This window comes from Streptomyces sp. NBC_01214 (genome assembly GCF_026340975.1).
GTDB lineage: Bacteria > Actinomycetota > Actinomycetes > Streptomycetales > Streptomycetaceae > Streptomyces.
Window position 1 is genome coordinate 1,771,293 of the sequence record NZ_JAPEOS010000001.1, and the last position, 21,667, is coordinate 1,792,959.

At 73.0% G+C, this 21,667-nt stretch carries 18 protein-coding genes; 9 read left to right on the top strand and 9 right to left on the bottom strand.

Annotated features, from left to right (window positions below; genetic code table 11):
• Positions 1 to 299 precede the first annotated feature (299 nt).
• The 4 genes from OG594_RS08305 to OG594_RS08320 are packed head-to-tail and all read left to right on the top strand — an operon-like array spanning position 300 to position 7,446.
• Entirely contained in the window at positions 300 to 2,264 is a 1,965-nt protein-coding gene (locus tag OG594_RS08305; protein WP_266596705.1) for a dynamin family protein, read from the top strand.
• A 3-nt stretch (positions 2,265 to 2,267) separates the two neighbouring features.
• On the top strand, positions 2,268 to 4,115 hold the full coding sequence (locus OG594_RS08310) for a dynamin family protein (protein WP_266596707.1): 1,848 nt from the start codon (positions 2,268 to 2,270) through the stop codon (positions 4,113 to 4,115).
• Positions 4,116 to 4,138: 23 nt separating this feature from the next.
• Positions 4,139 to 6,088, top strand: a complete 1,950-nt coding sequence (locus OG594_RS08315) for a dynamin family protein (RefSeq protein ID WP_266596709.1) — start codon at positions 4,139 to 4,141, stop codon at positions 6,086 to 6,088.
• Entirely contained in the window at positions 6,088 to 7,446 is a 1,359-nt protein-coding gene (locus OG594_RS08320; protein WP_266596711.1) for a hypothetical protein, read from the top strand. The genes OG594_RS08315 and OG594_RS08320 overlap by 1 nt, the downstream gene beginning before the upstream one ends.
• A 49-nt stretch (positions 7,447 to 7,495) precedes the next feature.
• On the opposite strand, the gene OG594_RS08325 is transcribed toward OG594_RS08320, so the two are convergent.
• Positions 7,496 to 8,179, bottom strand: a complete 684-nt coding sequence (locus OG594_RS08325; RefSeq protein WP_266596713.1) for a Crp/Fnr family transcriptional regulator — start codon at positions 8,177 to 8,179, stop codon at positions 7,496 to 7,498.
• 401 nt (positions 8,180 to 8,580) lie between these two features.
• Entirely contained in the window at positions 8,581 to 9,738 is a 1,158-nt protein-coding gene (locus OG594_RS08330; protein ID WP_266596715.1) for a glutamate--cysteine ligase, read from the bottom strand.
• Between the two features lie 214 nt (positions 9,739 to 9,952).
• Here OG594_RS08330 and OG594_RS08335 point away from each other — a divergent pair, with 214 nt between their 5' ends.
• Complete coding sequence (locus OG594_RS08335; protein ID WP_266596717.1) at positions 9,953 to 11,215, top strand: MFS transporter; 1,263 nt, start codon at positions 9,953 to 9,955, stop codon at positions 11,213 to 11,215.
• Between the two features lie 134 nt (positions 11,216 to 11,349).
• Here OG594_RS08335 and OG594_RS08340 read toward each other — a convergent pair whose 3' ends face one another.
• A complete protein-coding gene (locus OG594_RS08340) occupies positions 11,350 to 11,712 on the bottom strand; it encodes a cupin domain-containing protein (protein WP_266596719.1) in 363 nt (120 codons plus the stop codon).
• A gap of 48 nt (positions 11,713 to 11,760) precedes the next feature.
• Here OG594_RS08340 and OG594_RS08345 point away from each other — a divergent pair, with 48 nt between their 5' ends.
• On the top strand, positions 11,761 to 12,588 hold the full coding sequence (locus OG594_RS08345) for an AraC family transcriptional regulator (RefSeq protein ID WP_266596721.1): 828 nt from the start codon (positions 11,761 to 11,763) through the stop codon (positions 12,586 to 12,588).
• 145 nt (positions 12,589 to 12,733) lie between these two features.
• Positions 12,734 to 13,807, top strand: a complete 1,074-nt coding sequence (locus OG594_RS08350) for an esterase-like activity of phytase family protein (RefSeq protein ID WP_266596723.1) — start codon at positions 12,734 to 12,736, stop codon at positions 13,805 to 13,807.
• Here OG594_RS08350 and OG594_RS08355 read toward each other — a convergent pair.
• The 3 genes from OG594_RS08355 to OG594_RS08365 form a co-directional block, all read right to left on the bottom strand.
• On the bottom strand, positions 13,804 to 15,159 hold the full coding sequence (locus OG594_RS08355; protein WP_266596725.1) for a carboxyl transferase domain-containing protein: 1,356 nt from the start codon (positions 15,157 to 15,159) through the stop codon (positions 13,804 to 13,806). The two genes, OG594_RS08350 and OG594_RS08355, sit on opposite strands and share 4 nt — an antisense overlap.
• 4 nt (positions 15,160 to 15,163) lie before the next feature.
• Positions 15,164 to 15,712, bottom strand: coding sequence for a hypothetical protein (locus OG594_RS08360; protein WP_266596727.1), 549 nt, complete (start codon positions 15,710 to 15,712; stop codon positions 15,164 to 15,166).
• A 165-nt stretch (positions 15,713 to 15,877) separates the two neighbouring features.
• Positions 15,878 to 16,558 carry a LysE family transporter gene (locus tag OG594_RS08365; protein ID WP_266596729.1) on the bottom strand — a complete coding sequence of 227 codons (681 nt, stop codon included), beginning with the start codon at positions 16,556 to 16,558 and terminating at the stop codon, positions 15,878 to 15,880.
• A 69-nt stretch (positions 16,559 to 16,627) separates the two neighbouring features.
• On the opposite strand from OG594_RS08365, the gene OG594_RS08370 reads away from it, so the two are divergent.
• Positions 16,628 to 17,068 (top strand): Lrp/AsnC family transcriptional regulator, encoded by a 441-nt coding sequence (locus OG594_RS08370; protein WP_030012642.1) that lies wholly within the window; start codon positions 16,628 to 16,630, stop codon positions 17,066 to 17,068.
• 403 nt (positions 17,069 to 17,471) lie between these two features.
• Here OG594_RS08370 and OG594_RS08375 read toward each other — a convergent pair whose 3' ends face one another.
• From OG594_RS08375 to OG594_RS08385, 3 genes are read right to left on the bottom strand one after another with little or no spacing between them, the layout of a single operon-like run.
• The gene (locus tag OG594_RS08375; protein ID WP_266596732.1) at positions 17,472 to 18,014 is read right to left on the bottom strand and encodes a GNAT family N-acetyltransferase; all 543 of its coding nucleotides are present in this window, start codon (positions 18,012 to 18,014) and stop codon (positions 17,472 to 17,474) included.
• 47 nt (positions 18,015 to 18,061) lie between these two features.
• Positions 18,062 to 19,711, bottom strand: a complete 1,650-nt coding sequence (locus OG594_RS08380) for a GAF domain-containing protein (RefSeq protein WP_266596738.1) — start codon at positions 19,709 to 19,711, stop codon at positions 18,062 to 18,064.
• Positions 19,708 to 20,745: a rod shape-determining protein gene (locus tag OG594_RS08385; RefSeq protein ID WP_030757608.1), complete on the bottom strand. Its 1,038-nt coding sequence runs from the start codon at positions 20,743 to 20,745 to the stop codon at positions 19,708 to 19,710. Before OG594_RS08385 ends, OG594_RS08380 begins: the two co-directional genes overlap by 4 nt.
• A gap of 211 nt (positions 20,746 to 20,956) precedes the next feature.
• On the opposite strand from OG594_RS08385, the gene OG594_RS08390 reads away from it, so the two are divergent.
• A complete protein-coding gene (locus OG594_RS08390; RefSeq protein ID WP_266596740.1) occupies positions 20,957 to 21,667 on the top strand; it encodes a triacylglycerol lipase in 711 nt (236 codons plus the stop codon).

The following is a 21,667-nucleotide window of genomic DNA, read 5'->3' on the forward strand; positions in this document are numbered from 1 at the left end:
GGAAGGGCGGGCGGTACTTGACGTTGCCGAACAGTGCGCGGGTGCTGACCGCGCTCCGCACCAGCTGCGAGCACCGGGTGATCTTGTACGGGAACCAGTGCGGCCGGTGGGAGGCGTACGGGCTGAACTCCTCCAGGTTGGTCATGGCGCCGATCTCCGGCGGAATCCGGACGAGGTTGCTGCCGTGGGCCGCGGCGGACGGGCGGTCGTACGCACGCTCTTGTCGCACCGGGAACTGCCACCGCCGATCCCATCATGTGACGAGGAGCTGAGCATCCAGTCGTTCATACGCTGACGCCGTGACGGAACAGCTGGTGGTTGACGGTCCCGGAGCGGGCTGGACCTCTGTGGTCAGCGGGCATCTGCGGTGGATCGAGGGGCAGCTCGATGGTCTCGGTCTTCCGACCGAACGCTCCGACGAGCTGAGGGCCCGGCTCCTTGCGGTCCAGGTACGGGCAGCCGACCCGCGGTTGCGGGTGGCCGTCTTCGGCGAGGCGTCCAGTGGCAAGAGCACGCTGCTCAACGCCTTCCTGCGGCGCCGGTTGCTGCCCTCCTCCGCCCTCGTGACGACGCGTACGACTACGGTGCTGGAATACCGCGAGGGCGGCGAAGGGCTGATGGTGAGAACCGCGGACGGCCCCTTGCTGGAGTGGCCGTCCGTGCCGTTCGCCACGTGGGCGGGGCGGAGGCGGGAGTCCGGGCCGGACACGTTGGAGCGGGCGCTACAGCGCGTGCTGACCACGACACTGGCCGACGAGGTGGCCAGTTTGCGGGTGTTCTCGCCGGTCCGGCTGCTGGGCGGCGGAGTCACGGTGATCGACACCCCGGGGTTCAACGTGACCGAGCGGGGACACCGGGAGCTGGCCGAGGCCGCGGCGCGGCAGGCGGACGTGGCGCTCGTGGTGGTGCCCGCCGTCGCGGCGCTATCGCTGACCCTGGTGGACTTCCTCACCGGTCCGCTGAGCGACCACCACGACCGGTGTGCGTTCGTCCTCACCAAGCTCGACCTGCTCGACGAAGACGAGCGGTCCGAAGCCGTTGCGGTGGTCGAGCGCCGGCTTCGGGATCTGGGCTGCGCGGATCCACTGCTGCTGCCCTGCTCCCCGGGCAAGGCGTTGGGCGAGGTCGAGGCCGGCGGCGTCCGCGGGCCGGGTGGGCCGGGCGAGCTGGGCGGGCCGGGCGGGTCGGGCCATCTCGCGTCGTTCCTCGAGGTGGAGGCGAGGATCGCGCAGCTCGCCGCGGACAGCCGCCGGTCGGCCGTCGCCGCCACGACGCTCGGGCTGCTCTCGGAACTGCTGTCGGCGGTGGAGGCGACGGCCGAGGCCCGGCGCACCGCGCTCGGCCGGGGAGAGCGCGAGCTGGCGACCCTGACGCTGCCGGACTTTCCCGCCTTCCTCGACACCTGGGCCGCGCGCACGCGGCGCCGGGCCGCGACCGAGCTGAATCCCGCCCTGAGCCGGACGTCACCGCAGTCCCGTACGACGCTCGAGGTGAAGGTCGGCAACGCGGTGGCGGGCGAGAAGATCAACGACTTGGCCGGCGCCGCGGAAGAGGTGTCCCGTCTGGTCCGGAACCACCTGCGGCAAGATGCCCAGCAAGCCGTCCGCAGGGCGGCGAAGCGGGCCGGCGAGGTGCTGACCACCGCCGCCGCGGAACTCGCCCGTGACTTCGCGGCCCAGTACAGCGCGCTGGTCGACCTGGCCGGCGAGACCAGGACGGCTGCCCCCGTGCCACCCGTGGTGTGGCCGGACCCGCCCGCCCCGGACATGTCCGGCATCGACCGTGCGCTCAGCGCGATCGGCACCCAGCTGACCACCAGCGGCAAATGGCGCACCGGCGGCGGGGCGATGGCCGGTGCCCTGGCCGGCGGTCTGGTCGTCCCGGGCATCGGCGCCGTCGTCGGTGGCGTGCTCGGCGCGCTCATCGGGCGCCGCGGCCCCGATGCGACCCGGGAGCAGTTCCTGCAGCAGGTCAGCCCGGTCATCGCTGCCGCGCACGAAGAGATCGGCGCCCTCGCCGCCTGCCTGCCGCGCGTCGAGGAGAGCCTCACCGAGAGCGTCGCCGCGATCCGGCGGCAGTACGACGACGAGTGGCGCGAGGAGATCGCCCGGCTCACCGCGGCCCATGAAGGGCGGCGGGCCGAACTGGCCGCCGGCATCGCTCACGCCGAGGAGACCGCGGCGACCGCCCGACGACGGCGCGACGAAATCGCTGCCCTGCGCCGGCACACCAGCCGGAACGTCCCCAACCCCGAGGAGCCGTGACCAGTGACCAGTACACCCCCTCCTCCGGCGGGCTCCCCGCCGGAGGACGAACCCACCAGCCGCTTGGCCGATGTCGCCAGCGCCGCCCCCGGCTGGCTGCGGCAGGCCCGTCAGCTCGCCGAGGACCACGGGCAGGACTCCATCCGGGAGGCGCTGGACCTGCTGGCCGCCGGGCGCGGCCGGCCCGCGTTCCGGATCGCGGTGGTGGGCGAGTTCAACCGAGGCAAGTCCACGGTGATCAACCGGCTCCTGGACCGCGACCTGCTGCCTACGGGTCCCCTTCCAACCTCGCGGGCACCGGTGGTGATCCGGGCCTGCGACGAGGAGGGACTGACCCTCGGCTGGCCGGACGGCCGCCGTGAACTGCGCAAGCTCGACGACGACACCCTCTGGGACGGGCTGACCGGCCCCCCGGCGGAACGGGAGCCGGGTGCTCCCGCAGCGCCCCCGGAACCTGCCATGACCGTGGCGGTGGCCCACGACTGGCTCGCGGGTCTGGACGCCGAACTGGTCGACACGCCGGGGGTCAACTCCGGTACGGAGGAGCAGTTCGAGCAGGTGCGCCGAACCACGGCCGGCAGCGACGCCGTGCTGTTCGTCGTCTCGGCCCTCTCCCCGGTGAGCATCACCGAGCGGCGCCTCCTCGAGGAGGAGGTCCTGTGCCGACACGTACCCTTCGTGGCCGTCGTCGTGACCATGCTGGACCTGGTGGACGATGACGACCGCGAGGAGGCCGTGCGAGACCTCAGGGCACGGCTGTCCGGCCTGCCCGTGCTGATCGCCCCGGCGCCCGGCGGAGGCGAGTCCGAGCTCGCCTCCCTGCGCTCGCTGTTGGAGGGGTTCGCGCGGGACAGCGAACGGGCGCTGTGGCGTGACCGGGCGATCGCCGCCCAAGTGGCGGACCACTGCGAGGTGATGGCCCAGATCGCCGCCGAGGCCGACGCGGCGGGTCGGCTGTCGAAAGAAGAGGTTGCGGAGCGGGCCGGGCTGGCGCAAACGCTGCGGGAGAGCGAAGACGGGGAGTGGGCCCGTATCCAAGGCAATTTGACGGCACGTCAACTCCAGCTCGGTACCCGTCTGCGTGAACACGTCCAGAAGGGGCGTGACGGCATCATCGAACGGCTGCGCTGGGACCTGGAGCGGGCCTCCGACCCGGGCACCTGGTGGGAACGCGACCTGCCGGTCCGGCTGGGGCACGAACTGTCGCTGCTGGCCCGAAGCTCCGAACGCACGGTCCTGCTGCCGGCCATGGCCGCGGACACCGACTGGCTGGACCGGGAAGTGGCGCACAGGCTGCCGGGTGCGGCGCGCAGCCCACTGCCCGGGGCGTTGGAGCTGTCCGCCGAGGCGGACGTCGCCGGCGAGGTCTCCAGCCTGTCCAAGACCCGCTTGGCCACCCGGTTGGGTGCCCAGGGCGGTTCGATCCTCGGCTTTCTGATCGCCTACGCCCGCCAGCGCCAGCGATCAGGCTCCGGCCGGTCCGGAGCGCCGCCGATGCTCTACAGCGGCGTCCTGAGCCTGGTCGGCGGTCTGCTGGCCGAGACGCACATCAGGAACGCCACCGAGGAGCGGCGCCGCCAGGTCGACGCCGTCCTCGTGCGGGCGGTCGACGAGAGTGCGGGAGCCTTCCAGCGGCGGGCCGTCGACGCACTCGGTGAGGTCTACGCGGACGTGTTCGCCCGACTCCGCGAGTCCCACGAGGCCTGGGCGGACGCCCGGCGGGCGGCGGCCGAAGCACCATCGGCATCCGGTACGGACTGGCCGCGCCTGGCGAGCGCCGCGACGGAGCTGGCCGGCCGCATCCGTTCCGCACTCGCCAGCGGCGTGCGGGTCGGGGAGGAAAACGAATGAACCAAGGAGAGGACGGCTTGCCCATGACGACCGAAGAAGGCAGGTACGCTGCCGCCGACGCACAGCGGGAGCGGCTGGCCGAGATGTGCCGCGGGGCGCAGAAGGCCGCCGAGCAGATCGGCAACAACGGTGCCGTCAACGACGTGGCGGCGCTGCTCGAACGGATCGAGAACCAGGTCTTCCACGTGATGGTGGTCGGGGACTTCAACCGGGGGAAGTCCACCTTCGTCAACGCCCTGCTGGGAGACCGGGTGCTGCCGGTCAAGGCGGTGCCCGCCACGGCCGTGATCACCGAGGTCAGGTTCGGCGAATCGCCGGCCGCACTGCTGTGGACCGAGGACACGGACGAGCCCGAGGCGGTCGACCCGGCCCGGCTCATCGAACTCATCACGGTGAACAACGCGACGGGCGCCGAGCGCAGCCCGTACGTCATGGCCGAAGTGTCCTGGCCGCTGGAGCTGTGCCGCCACAACGTCGTACTGATCGACTCGCCCGGCCTCAACGCGTACGCGACCCACGACGGCATCACCCTCACTCACCTCAGCAAAGCGGATGCGGTGATCTTCCTGCAGCATGCGATCGCCCCGATGAGCATCAGCGAGTCCGATTTTTTGGAGAAGTACCTGAGTGCGTACGACCCGTTCTTCGTGTTCACCTACTTCGACGCCATCGACGATCACGAGCGCGACGACGTCGTCCACTCGGCCCGGCGACGCATCACCACGCTGCGGGGCGAGGACAGGGACGAGGGCCGGTTCTTCTTCGTCGACGCCAAGTCGGCGCTGCGCGCCCGCATGGCCGAGGACGACGGGGCGTTCCGCCGCACCGGCGTGGACGCGGTGGAGAGGCAGCTGGAGCGTTACCTCGTGACCGATCGCCACAAGGTCAAGTTGCTCGCCCCGGCCCGTACCCTGCGCGACGTCGCCCAGGAACTGCGCCACAACATCCCCTCCGAGCTGAAGATGCTCGAGTCGGAGAAAGCTGACCTCGAACGGAACTGGACCGCGGCCCAGCAGCCCGTCAAGGAGCTGGAGGCGCTGGCCCGCCAGATCTCCTTGGACATCCGCAACCAGACCCGTGAGCTGCAGGACCGGGTGGAGAGCCTGCTCGGGGGCTTCCTCACGGGCATCGCCGACGAGGCGCTCCCCATCGCACAGAGCGTCGACATCACGACCAAGCTCGGCATGAACCCCCTGAAGGCCAAGGAACGCGCCGGGCAGGTGGCGGACGAGATCGCCAACGGCACGGTGAAGGCCATGGAGGAGAAGGTCGCCCTCTGGGTGACCGGGTCGCTGAAACTGGTGATCGAGCAGGAGCGGGAGCGGCTCGCCAAGCGGCTGAACGCCGAACTCGTCGCTTTCGACGAGTCACTGGCCAAGCTGCGGATCGAACTGCAGGGGGCGTCCGGCGCGGCCGTCGGGGGAGATCTGGAAGCCCAACCCCTGACCCGGTTCCTGGCGGGCGTGGGCGGGTGGGCGATCGGCGGGCCGGCGGGTGTTCTGGTCGGGACACAGTTCGGGGCGAAGGAGGCGTTGCGTACGGTCCTGCCCTCTCTTGGCGTCGCCCTGGCCTGGTTGTTCACCCCGTTCGGATTGCCGACGTTGGTTGCGGCCTGGATCGCTCAAGGCTTCTTCCAGGTCAATTTCGCCGGTGACCGCGTGGAGAAGAAGATGCGGGAGGAGATCGGTTGCGCGATGGCCACCCAGCTGCGGATTGCGGCACCCACGCAGGCGCGGGAGGCCGCACGGGCCTTCGCAGCGAAGACGATGGAGCCCTTGGAGAGGCAGATCAGCCACGCCATGTCCTCCCGGATCGAGGAACTCACCCGCAGCGTGGTCTCCGCCCGGGCGGCCCTGGACAAGGGCGAGGATGCAGTCGAACAGCGCCGCACCGAACTGAGCCGGCTGGATGACCGCCTGAGCCGGGTCGACGAAGAGACCGGTGACCTCATCGCCGAGTTGACGAGGATGTGATGGCCCGGTACCGCAGGCGGTTGTGCCTGGCCGTGGACCTGCGCCAGTACAGCCGTCACGGCTACCGCGCGCAGGAGGACGCGCAGCACCGGCTCCGACTCGTGGTCGAGCACGCGCTGCGCCGGTCCCGGGTGCTGCGCGTCCGTGCCCAGCAGCAGGTGCAGGGAGACGGCCAACTCGTCCTCTTCCCCGCCAGGATCGATGCTGTACGCGTGGTCCCCGCGCTGGTCCACGGCCTGCGGGACGGTCTCTACCAAGCGAACCGCACGCCCGGCGCCTTCGGCCGGATGCGGATGCGGGCCGCCCTCGCGATGGGATCGGTCTCCCGGGCCGACCGCGGGTACCTGGGCGACTCCGTCGTCCTGGTCAACCGGCTGGTCGACTCCGACGGACTGCGCGGCGCCCTCGAGGACGAAGAGGGGAGCGACCTGGCGCTGGCCGTGCCGGACGACATGTACCGGGACGTGATCCTGCCCGACGGGCGGGGGCTGGCCGCCGAGTTCCGCCGGATCGAGGTGGCCATCGAGAAGAAGGAATTCGCCAGCGGCGCCTGGCTCCACGTGCCGCCCTCGGCTCCCGTCCGGGATCCCCGGCCGGAGCCGGTGATCTGGGGACATTCCCCGACCCGTACGGCGATGCGCGAGTTCGTCGTCCCGGCGCTGGGCGCCGCCCACTTGGCGGCCACGGTGTTTTCGCACGGTCCGGCGCTGCGGGAGTGGGTGCTGGGGGGCTCCGACACCGGCGTCTCGTACGGGGGCGGGGACCGGGACTTCGAGGACACGGACGGCACGGACGGCACGGACAGCACGGACGGTACGGACGTGCGCGATGACGTTCGGGCCGAAGGACATCACCCGGGGCGGCACCGGTCGGGCGCCCACCACGGGAGCGGGCCTCACGCGAGCGGCCACGCCGGAGCCCCCCGGCCCCCGGGCCCGCACCACGCCCCTGCGCACCACGGAGATCCGCACCACCACGATCCCCATCACGCCGATCCGCACCACCAGGACGGGCACCACGCCGATCCGCACCACCAGGACCCGCACCACCAGGACCCGCATCACGCCGATCCGCATCACGCCGATCCGCATCACGCCGATCCGCATCACGCGGATCCTTACCACCAGGACCCGCACCATGCGGATCCTTACCACCAGGACCCGCACCATGCGGATCCTTACCACCAGGACCCGCACCATGCGGATCCGTACCACCAGGACCCGCATCACGACGATCCGTACCACCAGGATCCGTACCACCAGGACGGACATCACGACGATCCGGGCCACCACGACCCCGGTCACCACGACCCCGGTCACCACGACCTCGGGCACCACTTCCACCACGGCGGGCACTGACTGACGGCCGAACGCGCCCCGGCTGTCCGAGAGCCGGGCTGAAGTGCGTCTACACCGGCCGCGGCGTCGGGCGGGTGGGTGCGGTGGTCGCCGCGGCGAGCCCGTGGCCGATGCCCGCGGGGACGTTCCGTTGAGGGGCGTCCCCGTCGGCGACGACCGTCAGGACCGAAAGGTCTCTGACCAGGACCCGACGGTAGCCGGTCTCGACGACGCCCCGCTCGCGCAGGGAACGCAGTTCCCGGTGCACACTCGGTTCGGAGGCGCCGACGAGCTCCGCCAACTCGGGCTGCGTGAGCGACACCCCGATCGAGACACCGGTCGCGCAGGGGTGCCCGTACGCCCGGGCCAACTCGAGCAGGACCCGGGCCACCCGTGTCCCCACCGGGCAACCGCCGAAATCCTGCCGTCGCCGTGTCGCCCAGCGCAGCTTCCCGGCCACCGTGCACATCACGGCCTGCGCCGCCTCCTCGTACGTCGCGAGGAGGTCCAGGAACGGCTGCCGGGCTATCAGTTTCGCGCTGCCCGTACCGGCGGCCACGACCGTGGCGACCCGGGGCTGGGCATCGAAACAGGCCAGCTCGCCGACGAGGTCCCCACCGGCCCGGACCGCCAACAGCCCCTCGCGATCGTCCTGCGTCCGGGCCAGCACCTTGTACCAGCCGCTGAGCAGGAGGAACACGTACGAGCCGTACTCGCCCTCCCGCAGTAATCGTTCGCCCCGCTCGAAACGCACTTCCCGACCGAGCCGGACCAGCTGTTCGCGGGGTTCCTCGGAGAGCCGGCCGAGAAGACTCGCCGCTGGCCAGTGACCGTGCCCCGGCCGTTGAGCGGATCCGCCGCCCCCCATAGGTAACGTCATGTACGGGACCCCTCGAATCACTGTTCGTTTTCGGCGGAGATGCCTGGAGATGCCTCCTGCTGGCCCATTGTGTGCCGACCCGATGGTTCGGGCCATGAGAATGACTGTTTTGTTGTTGCGTTCGGTGTTTTTGCCGTCGCGCTCGGTGGGAGCGGGTGGCGCTCGCGGCTCCGGACGTGCCGCGGTACGGCTCGTGACCCCGTGCCCCCGTGGGCCCGCGGACCCGTACCCCCGGCCGAGGGGTGCCGGGGGTACGGGAGCCGGAGCCGGGTGGGTCAGAAGTCCTCCGTCTCGTCCGTGAGGTGGCGCAGTACGTCCGTCAGGTCCTGCCGACGGGCGAACACCACCCGCTGGCGGTGGGCGCCCGAGCCGTCGCGCAGGAGGCCCGCCAGGGTCTTCGCGGCGTGGTCGAGGTCGCCGGCGGCGGCCAGTTCGGGGGCGACCAGGTCCAGCAGGGCCTCCGCGAGGTCCGCCGCGGGGAGTTCCGTCCCCGTGTACGGGTCGAGGCCGAAGCCCTCCAGGCCGTCGTGGGCCGCCCGCCAGCGCGCGAGGCGCAGTACGTCGTCCCGTACGGCCGGTTCGGGCCGGCGCTCCGCGATCTCGCGCAGCGCCGTGGAGACCAGCGCGCGGGCCAGTTCGGCCTGGAGGACGGCCGAGTCGATGTCCGGGGACATGTCGGGCGCCCGGATCTCGAGCGTCGGCCAGTGTCCGGAGGGGCGGAGGTCCCAGTAGACCATCTTGGTGTCCAGGGCCGCCCCGGAGCCGAGCAGGGACTGCACCGAGCGCCGGAAGTGCGCCGTGGACGTGAAGTGCGGGGGCAGGCCCGCCGAGGGCCAGCCGGACCAGGCCATCGCCCGCCAGCTGGCATGACCGGTGTCACGGCCGCCCCAGAACGGCGAGTTGGCGGCCAGCGCGATCAGCGTGGGCAGCCAGGGTCTGATCCGGTTGGACACGGCCACCGCCGTGTCCACGTCGAGCGTGCCGATGTGGATGTGGCGGCCGCAGCTGACCAGCGTGTCGGTGAGCGCGCCGAAGCGGCGGTGCTGCTCGCGCTGGCGCGGCTCGTCGTCGGTCAGGTGCAGCGGCCCCTCCACGGCGACGACCGGCGAGGGGGCGGCCAGTAGCCGGCAGCCGTGGGCGCGGGCGGCCCGGCCGACGGTGCGCCGCAGGGCGGCGAGCTCGGCGCGCAGCGAGGCCGCCGAGTGGGCTATCGGGGTGGATATCTCCACCTGGTAGCGGGTGCCCTCGGGGTGGAGTTCGCCGGGCAGCCCGCCGGCCGTCGCCAGGACCAGCGGGGCGGCGGGAACCACCCGGAAGCTGCGGGCGTCGACGAGCAGGAACTCCTCCTCGACGCCGACGGTGAGGGGGACGGTGGGGCGCACCGTGTTCTGCGTCGTGCCGGTGCTCGTGGTGCTGTTGCCAGGTTCGATCACTACGCCTCCCTGGACATACGAGTCTTTTCATCATGAGCTGAACCCGAGGTGAGGAGCGCACGTCGATTCGGTCAAATGTCCGGTGATAGTGGCGAGTTACCGGTAATGCTCCGCCCGGTCCGGGAGTCCGGAGCAGGGTGTGGCGACTGTTGCCGGTGTGTGAAGGGGCCGAAATTCCAGGAGGGCGGCGGACGGCCAGTGGTTATCATCCGCTGTGACCCCGACGACCGCCCCGCCTCAGCTCTGGCAGCGCATATTCGCCGACCTCACCCCGCTGAGCGCATCCGCGGACTACCGGCGGCTGTGGTTCGGCGGCACCATCTCGTGGGTCGGCCAGGCGATGACCACCCTCGCGATCTCGCTCCAGGTCTACGACATCACCGGGTCCAGCTTCTCCGTCGGGCTCGTCGGCCTCTTCTCGCTCGTCCCGCTCGTCGTCTTCGGCCTCTACGGCGGCGCGATCGCCGACACCGTCGACCGCCGCACCCTCGGCCTCTACAGCTCGATGGGCTCCGCCGCGCTGTCGGTCGTGCTCGCCGCCGCCGCGCTGCTCGACTTCCACCGCGTCTGGTTCCTGTACGCCGTCGTCGCGCTCCAGGCGGTCTGCGGGGCGCTCACCGGACCGGCGCGGTCCGCCATGATCCCGAGGCTGCTCCCGGTCGAGCAGCTGCCCGCTGCCAACGCCCTGAACTCGATGACCATGACCTTCGGGTCGATGGTCGGCCCGGCCCTCGGCGGGGTCATCGTCACCGTCGCGGGCTACGGGACCGCCTACCTGATCGACGTCGTCACCTTCAGCGCCGCGCTCTACGCGATGTGGAAGTTGCCGTCGATGAAGCCCGACCGGGCCGAGGGTGCCCGGGGAAGAGCCTCCGTGCTCGACGGACTGCGCTTCCTCGGCACCCGGCCGAACATCCGGATGACCTTCTTCTCCGACCTGGCCGCCATGGTGCTCGCCCAGCCCAAGGCGCTGTTCCCGGCCATCGCCGCGCTCTGGTACGGCGGCGGCCCCGGTACCGTCGGCCTGCTGGTCGCCGCGCTGGCCGCCGGGGCGCTGCTCGGCGGGCTGTTCTCCGGCTGGCAGGGCCGCATCCGCCGGCACGGGCTGGCGATCCTGCTGGCCGTCGCCGGTTGGGGGCTCGCCGTCGCGGCGTTCGGGCTCACCCGGAACCTGTGGCTCGGCATGTTCTTCCTGGCCCTGGCCGGGTACGCGGACACCGCCTCGATGGTGTTCCGCACGACCATGCTCCAGGCCGCCACCCCCGACGACATGCGGGGCCGCTTGCAGGGCGTCTTCATCATCGTCGTCGCGGGCGGGCCCCGGCTCGGCGACTTCCTCGCCGGGACCACCGCCGATCTGATCTCCCCGACCGTGGCCGTCACGGGCGGCGGGCTGGCCTGCGTACTGGTGCTGGGGCTGCTCGCGCTGCGGTGGCGCAACTTCGCCCGGTACGACGCCCGGTCCCCCCAGGCCTGACCGCTGGGACCGCCGGGCCGGATGGTGTCCGCTGGCGGGTGCCGACGTGCGTGCTGATGTGCGTGCCGACGTGTGTGCCACGTGGGTGTCGACGTGCGTGCCGACCCGTGCCGGCTCCGGCACGACCGGCCGGGCTACGCGTCCACCGGCTCCCGGGTGCGGTCGCCGCCCTCGGAACCGGTGTTGACGGTGCCGGCCGGTTCGAAGAGCAGGATCTGCGCCTCCTCCGCCGCCGCCGGGCAGTGTTCGACGCCCCGCGGGACCACGTACATCTCGCCGGGGCCCAGGACCACGTCCCCGTCGCGCAGGCGGATCGTCAGGGTGCCCCCGACCACCAGGAAGAGTTCGTCGGTGTCCTCGTGGGCGTGCCAGATGAACTCCCCTTGGAGCCGGGCTGCCTTGATCTCGTAGTCGTTGACGCGGGCGAGGCGCCGCGGGGCCCACTGCTCGGTGAAACCGGCCAGCTTCTCGGCGATGTTGACCTTGTGTGTCGTCATGCGGACAGCCTGTCGGCCCGTCCGCGGGCGGTCTTGTACGTTCCTGACATGGCCGCGATACGTCCGCCCAGCACCGTGTCCGCCTGGCAGCCGTCGGTGCCCGGCATCGCCGAGGTCTTCCACGCCCGCTTCACCGAGCACGCGTACCCGGCCCACGTGCACGACACCTGGGCGCTGATGATCCTCGACGGCGGGCGGGTGGACTTCGCCCTCGACGGGGAACGGCACGGCCTCGGGGTGTCGGAGGCGGTGGTCCTGCTGCCGCCGGGGGTGAGCCACGACGGGCGGACCGTGACCGAGGCCGGTTTCCGCAAGCGCGTGCTGTACCTGGACACCTCGGTGCTCCCGGAGCGGCTGACCGGGGCCGCCGTCGACGCCCCGCTGCTGACCGACCCCGCGCTCCGCGAGCGCGTGCACCGGTTGCACCTGGCGCTCGCGGAACGGGACCCCTTCGAGGCGCAGTCGCGGCTGGCCTTCGTGCGGGAGCGGCTGCACCGTCGGCTGGCGGGGCGCGCGGCCGAAGGGCCGGAGCCGGGTCCGGGGCCGGTGCCGGGCTCGCGGGTCGCCGTACGGCTGCGCGAGCTGCTCGACGCACGGGTGGCCGAGGGGATCACCCTGGAGGAGGCCGCGGTCGAGCTCGGGCACCTGCACCCCACGCACCTGATCCGGAGCTTCAAGGCGGCGTACGGACTACCGCCGCACGCGTACCTGACCGCGCGGCGGGTGGCGCTCGCGCGGCGGTTGCTGCTGGCGGGAGTGCGGCCGGCCGAGGCGGCGGTGGCGGCGGGGTTCTACGACCAGGCGCACCTGACGCGGCACTTCGGACGGCACGTCGGGATCAGCCCGGCGAGGTTCGCCCGATCCGGCCGGTCGTGAAGGGGAGTTGGCCGGTTCGTTGCCTTCCTGTTTCAGGACCTTCCCCTTTCTTTCGATTCGACATATGACAGTTCGGCAGTCCGCGTGGTTCCGCACAGCCCGCACCCGCACCACCCCCACCCGCTGAACCAGGAGGAAGGCCGTCATGCGCCTTCGCACGCTCGCCACCACTGCCGCAGCCACCGCCGCACTCGCCGGAATGCTCGCCCCGCCCGCCGCGGCGACCGGGGCCCCGAAGGGGAACCGGTCCTGCTCGCCCCACCTCTCCGTCGCGGGCTTCTCCGACGCGCTCGACAAGACCACGGTCGACGGGCGCCCGGTCGGAGGCATCTCCGGTCTCGCCGTCGACCGGGACGGCACGATCGCCGCCGTCTCCGACAAGTCGGCGCTGTACTCGTTGAAGGTGGGGCGCGGGGACGCCCCGAAGGCCACGGCCACCAAGCGGCTGCCGCTGACGGACGGCGGCGGGCAGTCGCTGGACTCCGAGGGGATCGTCGTCGACGGGGACGGCTCGTACCTGGTCACGGACGAGTTCGCGCCCGCGATCCGGCGCTACGGCCGGACCGGTGAGGTGCTGGGCGCGCTGCCGGTCCCGGACGCCTTCCGGCTCGCGCCGCAGGGGCGGGCGACCGCGAACCAGACCTTCGAGTCGCTGACCCTGCTGCCCGGCGGACGCACCCTGGTGGCGGGCGTCGAGGGGGCGCTGGCCGGTGACGGCAAGGACGCGCAGGGCCGGACCCTCCAGCGGATCCAGACCTGGGAGCGGCGCGGGAAGGGCGAGTTCGTCCTCGGCCGGCAGTACGCCTACCCGGTGGATCCCGGGCACGGGCTGGTGGAGCTCGCGCCGACGCGCGACGGCCGGCTGATCGTGCTGGAGCGGGGCTTCACCCGGGAGTTCGCGATCACCGTACGGCTGTACGTCGCCGATCCCCTGGGCGCCACGGACACCTCCGGAGTGGAGGCCCTGACGGAGGGCGCGGGCCTGCGGGTCGCGCGCAAGACGGCGATCGGGGACTTCGACGACTGCCCGACGCTGGGGGCGCCGTCGAAGCTGCCGCAGAACCACCCGCTCGTGGACAACATCGAGGGCATGGTGGTCACGGACCACGACGGGACCGGGCGCGTACGGCTGCTGCTGGCCAGCGACGACAACGAGCTCGCCCAGCAGGTGACGCGGCTGTACCGGGTGGACGTCCGGCTGCCGCAGCGCCGGCGCTAGCCCGACCGGGGCCGGGCCGGGCCGACGATGCCGCGGGCGACCCCCAGGGCGACCAGGTCCTGGGGGCGGACGCGGAGTTGGTCCGCCGTGGCGGGCGCGGCCGAAGGGGGCCGCTTGAGGATGGCCGCCGCCAGTTCCGGGGCGATCACCGAGAAGTAGCTGTCCGGGGTGACCCAGGTGTTCCCCGGCGCGGCCAGCGCGAGGGCGCCGCCCGAGCCGCCCTCGCCGATCAGCAGGGTGGTGACGGGGACGGTGGCCGCGGCCACCGCCGCGAAGGTGTCCGCGATGGCCGCGCCCGCGCCCGCGTGTTCGGCGGCGGCGTCGTTGGCCGCGCCCGGGGTGTCCACCAGGGTGAGCACCGGGATGCCGAGCCGGTCCGCGAGGCGGATGACGCGGGCGGCCGTACGGTAGCCCGCCGGGCGGGTGGCGGTGCCGCACTGGGCGGCGTAGGCGACGGCCCGGCCCTCGCGCAGCCCGAACCCGCACAGCATGCCGGGGTCGGTGCCGCCCGCCCGGTCCCCCGAGAGGGGCAGGCGCAGCTCGAAGTACGCGTCCAGGTACGCGGCGGCGCGCGGCCGGTCGGGGTGCCGGGCCTGTAGGACGGCGTCCCATCCGGTCCGCGGCGGGCTTGCGTCCGCCAGCGCGGCCGGCGGCTCGGCCGGCCCCGTGGGGCGGGGCGCGGCCAGTACGCGGAGCCAGTCGGCGAGGGTTCCCGGTAGCTCGGCGGCGGGCACCACGGCGTCCACGTGACCGGCGGCGTACTGCCCTTCGGCGCCGTAGGCCGCCGGATCCGCGTCCGCCGGACGCACCCGGGACCCGGCGAAGCCGACCTGGGCCCCGGGGAGCGCGAGGACCACATCGGCCCCGGCCCCCAGGGTGGCCCAGCCGCCGCCCGTGGTCGGATCGCGCAGGACGGCGAGCTGCGGGAGCCCCGCGGCCCGGGTCAGGACGCACTGGCGGGCCACGCGTTGGAGCTGGGTGAGGGCGAGCATGCCCTCCTGCATCCGGGAGCCGCCGGTGGCGATGAGCGAGACGAGGGGGAGCCGGTGCTCGCGGGCGTGGGAGTACGCGGCTTCGAGCCGGTCCCCGGTGCGCTGCCCCAGCGAGCCGCCGAGGAAGCCGAACTCGAAGGAGATGACGGTGGCTTCGCGACCACCGACCCGGGCGGTGCCGGTGACCACGGACTCCTGTTCGCCGGTGCGTTCGGCGGCGCGGGCGCGGGAGTCGTCGTAGCCGGTCCACTCCAGGGGGCCGTCGGCGGGCGACTCCCGCCGGGGCGACGGGAGTTCGGTGAAGCTGCCGGGGTCGGTCACGGAGGCGATGGCCGCGCGGGCCGAGAGGCGGGTCGTCACGGGGTCACCCTAGGCGCTGCACCCGCGCGGCGGTCAGGGGGAGGGAGCGGGGGAGGAGGGCCGCGGTGAAGAAGAGGGCGCCGAGCGGCAGCAGGTCGAGGCTGGAGGCGGTGGTGGCCGTGCCCAGCACGACCATGACGGGGCGCCAGGGGCTGACGCGGCGCTGGACGGCGAGGTGGACCAGGAGCCAGAGGAGGCCGACGTAGAAGAGCGCCGGGCCGACGGTGTAGACGGCGGGGAGCACCCCGGGACGGCTCTGGACCTCTTCGAAGAGCCGCGCCATCTCCGGGCGGTCGGCGGCGCGGAAGCCGACGACGAGGTCGATGGAGGCCTGGGCGACGACCGCCAGGGTGCCGGTCAGCCCGAGCAGGGTGGCGGCGCCGGCGCCGAGGCGGCCGGCCCCGCGGGCGGGCCCGGTCAGCCGGTGCAGGGCCGGGAGGATCAGGGCGAACTGCAGTACCCCGGCCAGCAGGAGGACGTGGCCCGTGGCCAGGCGGGGCCCGGGCCGTGGTCGGGGTCGCTGAGCCGGACGACGCCGTAGGCCAGCATGCACAGGGGGGCGGAGACGAAGGCGGCCCGGGTGAGGGTCGCACGGCGGTGGCTCAGCGGCTGATGGGTCATGTACTGATCATTTCGGCCGGGGTGGCGACCCGTATCCGGCATCACCCCGAGGCCGCCCCGAGCCGTCCCCGACCGCTCCCCGACCCTCCTCGGCACCTCACCCGAGGGTCGGCAGGGGGAAAGCGATCTTGAGGGCGTAGGCGGCGACCAGGCCGTAGCCGAGGCGGAAGGTCCAGATGCGGGCCCCGTCCGGGACGCGGGTGCCGGCGAGGGAGCCGAGCGTCACGAGCGCCTGCTGCCAGAGGAGGGAGGCGGCGCCGACACCGAGGAGGAAGGCGGCGCCGGCCGCTCCGGTGCCCAGGGCGGCGCCCTGGGCGGTGGTGAGGGCGGCGAAGTAGAGGGCGGTGGTGGGGTTGAGGGCGGTGAGGCCGACGTACCGGGCGAAGGCCTTGACGGGCCGAGCCGGCGGCGGGGCGGATACGGGGACGGACGCCGCGGCGGAGTCCGGGTCCGAGGCCGGGTCCGGGGCCGGGTCCGAGGTTCGGGCGGGGGAGGCCCCGTAGAGGCCGCGCGCCGCGATGACCAGCAGGATCACCGCCGAGGCCAGCCGGACCCAGGCCTCGACCGGCGAGATGTGGGAGGCCACCCAGGGCCCCAGGGCGGTGGCGAGGGCCGCGTAGCCGAGGTCGACCGCCGCGATTCCCGCGGCCGCCGCCACGGCCGTGCGGCGGTCGCGCATCGCCTCTTGCAGGAGCAGCACGCTCATCGCCCCCATGGGCATCGCCACGCCCAGGCCCGCGGCCGCGCCCGCCAGCGTCGGTGTCATCAGTTCGCTCATGGGGCGAGCGTCGGGCCCGGCCTTCGGAGGACGAGCGCGCATACCGGGCCCGGCTGCGAGAATCGCGGTATGGACCGCCTCGACAGGGAAATCCTCGGCATCCTGCAGCAGGATGCGCGGATCTCGTACCGGGACCTGGGAGTCCGCGTCGGCCTCAGCGCCAACGCCACTGCCGACCGGGTCCGACGGATGCGTCGCGAAGGGGTGATCCGCGGGTTCACCACGATCGTGGACCCGGCGGCCGACACCGCCGGCGGGCTCGTCGTCTTCATCGACGTCACCCTGCGCCAGGACACCACCAACGAGGAGTTCGAGCGGCAGGTCGCCAAGCTCTCCGGGATCACCGAGGTCGTGCACGTGACCGGCGAGCACGACTACCTCGTACGCGCCCGGGCCGCCGACCCCGCCGCCCTCGACGGGCTGCTCCGCCGCATGAAACGGGAGGCGGGAGTGGCCCAGTCCAACACCCGGATCGCCCTGCGCGCGGCCACCCGACCGGGCCAGTACTAGGCCGTCCCTTCCGGATCTTGCCAGGCCCGGCCCAACCCACCCGGCACGGCACCTCGCCGCGCTGTCGGGGCACTCGAGTACGTCCAGTACGAGAGCGCCCCTCCACCCGGGGCCCCTCCCAGCAGCAGCTGGGGGAGATGCACCGCACCGGACGACCCGGGCGCTCATCCAGCAAGATCCGAAAGGGACGGTCCAAGCCCTGTCGGCAATGTCCCGTCTGGCCCGTGACGCCCGGCACCGCACCTGGTCCCCCAGACTCCCTCCGGGGACCCCCAGGTTGTCGGGGCGCCCTGATTCCCCTCGGCCCTGCGGGTCTGGGGAGACCCCGTGGCACCGGACGCCGCGGGCTCGGGCCCAACGAAAGGGACGGCCCGGGCCGTCTTGCCGGGGAAGGGACGTCAGGTCACCCGGCGGCCGCGTAGCAGTGCACGGTCACCGTCCGCTCCGGGCTCCACCGCTGCTCGACCGTGGCCAGCAACTCCCAGCCCAGACGCTCGTAGAGGGCCACCGCCGAGGCGTCGGAGGCCACGACGTCGAGCACGGGATGCAGATCGCGCTCCCGCGCCTCCCGGGTGGCCCGGGCCATCAGGAGCGCACCGATCCCGTGGCCCCGGGCCGCCGGAGCGACGAACAGGCGGCCGACCACGGCGGCCGCCCGGCTCGCGCCCCCGCGGCTGCTCCACAGCGCGGGCGCCGCATCGTCCGCCGCACTGCGGGACAGGGCGACGTGACCGACGATCCGCCCGTCCAGCTCCGCCACCCAGGCCGCGAGCAGCGCCGGCCCGGACAGCCAGCCGCCGGGGTGCTCCGGCCAGTTCACCGGGTAGCCGTCCTCCTCGTGGACCTCGGCGAGCACCTGGACGCACGCACCGAGGTCGGCGTCCGTCCGACGCCGGACGTGCCGGACCGCGGGTTCGCCGGCTGCGGGAGCACTCTCGTCGTTCATCGGAGCATGGAAGCACGGCCCGCGGAGCGGACGTCCGTGACCAGCCGTCACAGCGCCGACTCCCACGTCACCGTCGTACCCCGCGCGCCCGACTCCGTACGGCCGTCGTCCGCCACCGTCAGGCGGACCCGGGACGGGTCCGCTTCCACCTGCACGTCGATGAAGGTGATCTCGCCGCGCCGGTGCGCCGCGGCCAGGGCGCCGCGCAGGGCCCCGAGCAGGTCGTTCGCCACCGCATCCGGCAGCAGGGCGTCGACCGCGCCCGCGAAGTGCACCGACGGTTGGAAGCCGAGCACGGCCGCTGCCCCGCCCGTCTCGCGCAGCACCCGCCCCCGGAAGGTCGTCGGGGCGTCCGTCGGCGGCTGCTGGAGGGCGAAGATGGCCGTCCGGACCTCCTGGATGGTGGAGTCGAGCTCGTCCACGGCCCGGCCGAGCTCGTCGCCCACCGTGTCCCCGGACGGGGCGTTCGCGGCCCGCCGCCGGGTGCTCTCCAGCATCATTTCGGTGGCGAAGAGCCGTTGGACCACCAGGTCGTGCAGGTCCCGTGCAATCCGGTCGCGGTCCTCGTACACCGCCAGCTGCTCCCGGTCGTGCTGGGCGTTCGCGAGTACGAGGGCCAGCGCGGCCTGGGAGGCGAACTGCGAGGCGAGCAGCCGGTCCACCGCGTCGTACGCGGGGCCGCCCCGGGCGCGGGGCAGGGCCAGGGTGCCGATCAGCTGGCCGCCGCTCTGTAGCGGGAGCATCATGCTCGGCCCGAACCGCTCCCGCACGTGCGTGGTCATCCGGGGATCCGTCGCCGAGTCGTCGATGAAGACGGGCTCGCCGCCGAGGAGTTGTACGAGCACCGGCGAACCGGGGGCGATCGCCGTCCCCACCAGGTCCCCTGCGTCCCCCTGCGTGGAGGCGGCCACGATCTCCATGCCGCCCTCGGGGGTCGGCTGGAGCACCACCCCGGCCGCGGCGTCCGCCAGCAGCCGGGCCCGTTCGGCCACGCACCTCAGGGCGTCGGCCGCCGGGCGTCCGGCGAGCAGGGTCGTGGTCACGGCGGCGGCGCCGTCGATCCAGCGCTCCCGGCGGCGCGCGGTCTCGTAGAGCCGGGCGTTGCCGATCGCTATGCCCGCCTGCGAGGCCAGGACGCGCAGCAGGGCGAGGTCCTCGTCCGTGAAGGGGCCGCCGCCCCGCTTCTCGGCGAGGTACAGGTTGCCGAAGACCTCCGTGTGCACCCGGATCGGGACGCCCAGGAGGCTGTGCATGGGCGGGTGGCCCGGCGGGAACCCGGCGGCCCGCGGGTCCCGGGTGACGTCGTCCAGGAGCAGCGGGCGCGGGTCGCTGACGAGGGCTCCGAGCACGCCGGAGCGCGCGTCCGGCAGGTGCGGGATCGCGGCCCGCTCCTCCTCGGTGAGCCCCGCGGTGAACAGGTCGGTCAGCAGGACGCGCTCGGGGTCGACGACCCCGAGCGCTCCGTACCGGGCCGCGCACAGTTCGGTCGCGGAGTCCACGATGTGCTGGAGGGTGGCGTGCAGCTCCAGCTCGGACCCGACGTTGAGGACGGCTTCCAGCAACACCGGAAGCCTGGCCGCTTCCTCGTTCGGCTCCTCGGGCTCGTAGGACTCGTTGGGCTCAGTGGGCTCGTAGGACTCCTCGGGTCCCTCGGGTCCCTCAGGTCCCTCGGGCCGTTTCGGTTCCTGGGGCCTCATTCGGCCAGCGGGTTGAGGACCATGGGGGCGATCTTCCCTTCGAGCATCGCGCCGAGACCGAGTACGGCGCACACGTCCGGCCGTTCCGCGATGGCGACGGGCATTCCGGTGGCGTCCCGCAACATCTGGTCCAGGCCCGGCAGCAGGGCGCTGCCGCCCACCATCATGATCCCCCGGTCCGTCAGATCGGCCACCAGGTCCGGCGGGCAGTCCCGCAGCACCTTGCCGATGCCGTCGAGGACGGCGGTCAGCGGGGTGTAGATGGCGTCCCGTACGGCTGCGGTGTCCACCTGCACGGAGCGGGCGAGGCCGGTGGCCACGTCGCGGCCGTGGATCAGGGTGGAGGCCGGCCCGCCGACGGTGAGGCCGTTGCCGTGGAGGGCCAGTTGCAGCGGCCGGACGGCCTGGCTGGGCAGCATCAGCTCGTGCGCGTGGCGCAGGTGCTGGACGACCGCGTGGTCGATGGCCTCGCCGCCGACCGGGATCCGTTGGGCGGTGACGATGGATCCGAGGGAGAGGACGGCCACCTGGGTGGCCGCGGCCCCGCACACCATGATCATCGTCGCGGTCGGCTGCTCCACGGGGAGTCCGCAGCCGACGGCCGCCGCGATCAGGGTGTCGACCAGTTCGACGCGCCGGGCGCCGAGCCCGACGAGGGTCTCCACGGTGGCCCGCTGGGCGAGCGGGTCCGCGTCGTGCGGGGTGCAGGCGGCGGCCCGCAGGCGGGGCTTGCGGCGCAGGGCGCGCCGCAGCTTCTCGCCGAGGAGGTGGCGCAGCATCCGCTGGGCCATCTCGATGTCGACGACGGTGCCGCCGGAGACGGGGCGCACGACCCGGATGTAGTCGGGTGTGCGGCCGGTCATCCGTTCGGCGAAGGAGCCGACGGCGATGAGGGCGCCGGTGCGCGTGTTGACCGCGGCGACGCTGGGTTCGTCGACCACGAGGCCGGCGCCCTTGACGTACACGCGGGTCCTCGCCGCCCCCAGGTCGACGGCGACGTGGCAGCGGCGCAACTGCTCAAGACTGACGGTCACGGCAGATCCTCCCGAGAGCGCTGACGCAAGAGGACCGACGGAAATGTCGGTCACTTTTCATATCATCGGGGGCAATTCGCCCTCATGGCCCGTTGAGCTGCTCCGGCCGGGGGTGTGTCGCGGCTGCATGGGGGTGGATTTCTGTACCGACAGGCAGCACCATGCGCGCACCGCACGCGCTACTCGCGCGTAACAAGGTAAAGGGGAGCCGATGCTGACGGGCCGACAGAGACAGCAGGCGCTTCCGGCGCTCCCGGCACTCCTGGCGCTCCTGGCGCTCGCCTCACTGTGCCTCGCGCTGCCGGCGGCCTCCCCGGCCCAGGCCGCCACCCGCCGTCCGGTGGTCCTCGTGCACGGCTACAACGCGGATCCGGGCGTCTGGGGAGCCCTGCGCGCGGACCTGCGCGCCGCCGGGTACACCGACGCGGAGCTCTTCTCCTTCGGCTACGACACCCACCAGTCCGTCAACGAGGTCCTCGCCGGGCGACTCGGCGCCTACGTCGACCAGGTCCGCCGGGAGACCGGAGCCGCCCGGGTCGACGTCGTCGCGCACTCCTTCGGCTCGCTGGTCAGCCGCTGGTACGTGAAGTTCGGCGGCGGCGCGGCCACCGTGGATCACTGGGTCTCGCTGGCCGGCCCCAACCGCGGCACCTCCACCGCTTGGGCCTGCGCGCTGTGGGACCAGGCGTGCCGGGACATGACCCCCGGGTCGTACGTGGTGAAGAACCTGAACGGCGGGGACGAGACCCCGGGCGCGGTGAAGTACGCGACCTTCTGGTCGAACTGCGACGAGGTCGTCAACCCGGACGACAGCGTCCCGCTGACCGGAGCCGCCAACACCCCGGTCGGCTGCCTGGGGCACAACGACCTGCTCGGCGACGACGCCACGTCGGCCGGCGTCCGCGCCTTCCTCTCCTCCTAG

Coding starts and splice junctions, on each gene's coding strand:
- OG594_RS08345 (WP_266596721.1), top strand. CDS start 11,761: ATGGCCGCGATACGTCCGCCCAGCACCGTGTCCGCCTGGCAGCCGTCG.
- OG594_RS08390 (WP_266596740.1), top strand. CDS start 20,957: ATGCTGACGGGCCGACAGAGACAGCAGGCGCTTCCGGCGCTCCCGGCA.
- OG594_RS08380 (WP_266596738.1), bottom strand. CDS start 19,711: ATGAGGCCCCAGGAACCGAAACGGCCCGAGGGACCTGAGGGACCCGAG.
- OG594_RS08370 (WP_030012642.1), top strand. CDS start 16,628: ATGGACCGCCTCGACAGGGAAATCCTCGGCATCCTGCAGCAGGATGCG.
- OG594_RS08375 (WP_266596732.1), bottom strand. CDS start 18,014: ATGAACGACGAGAGTGCTCCCGCAGCCGGCGAACCCGCGGTCCGGCAC.
- OG594_RS08340 (WP_266596719.1), bottom strand. CDS start 11,712: ATGACGACACACAAGGTCAACATCGCCGAGAAGCTGGCCGGTTTCACC.
- OG594_RS08365 (WP_266596729.1), bottom strand. CDS start 16,558: ATGAGCGAACTGATGACACCGACGCTGGCGGGCGCGGCCGCGGGCCTG.
- OG594_RS08315 (WP_266596709.1), top strand. CDS start 4,139: ATGACGACCGAAGAAGGCAGGTACGCTGCCGCCGACGCACAGCGGGAG.
- OG594_RS08350 (WP_266596723.1), top strand. CDS start 12,734: ATGCGCCTTCGCACGCTCGCCACCACTGCCGCAGCCACCGCCGCACTC.
- OG594_RS08320 (WP_266596711.1), top strand. CDS start 6,088: ATGGCCCGGTACCGCAGGCGGTTGTGCCTGGCCGTGGACCTGCGCCAG.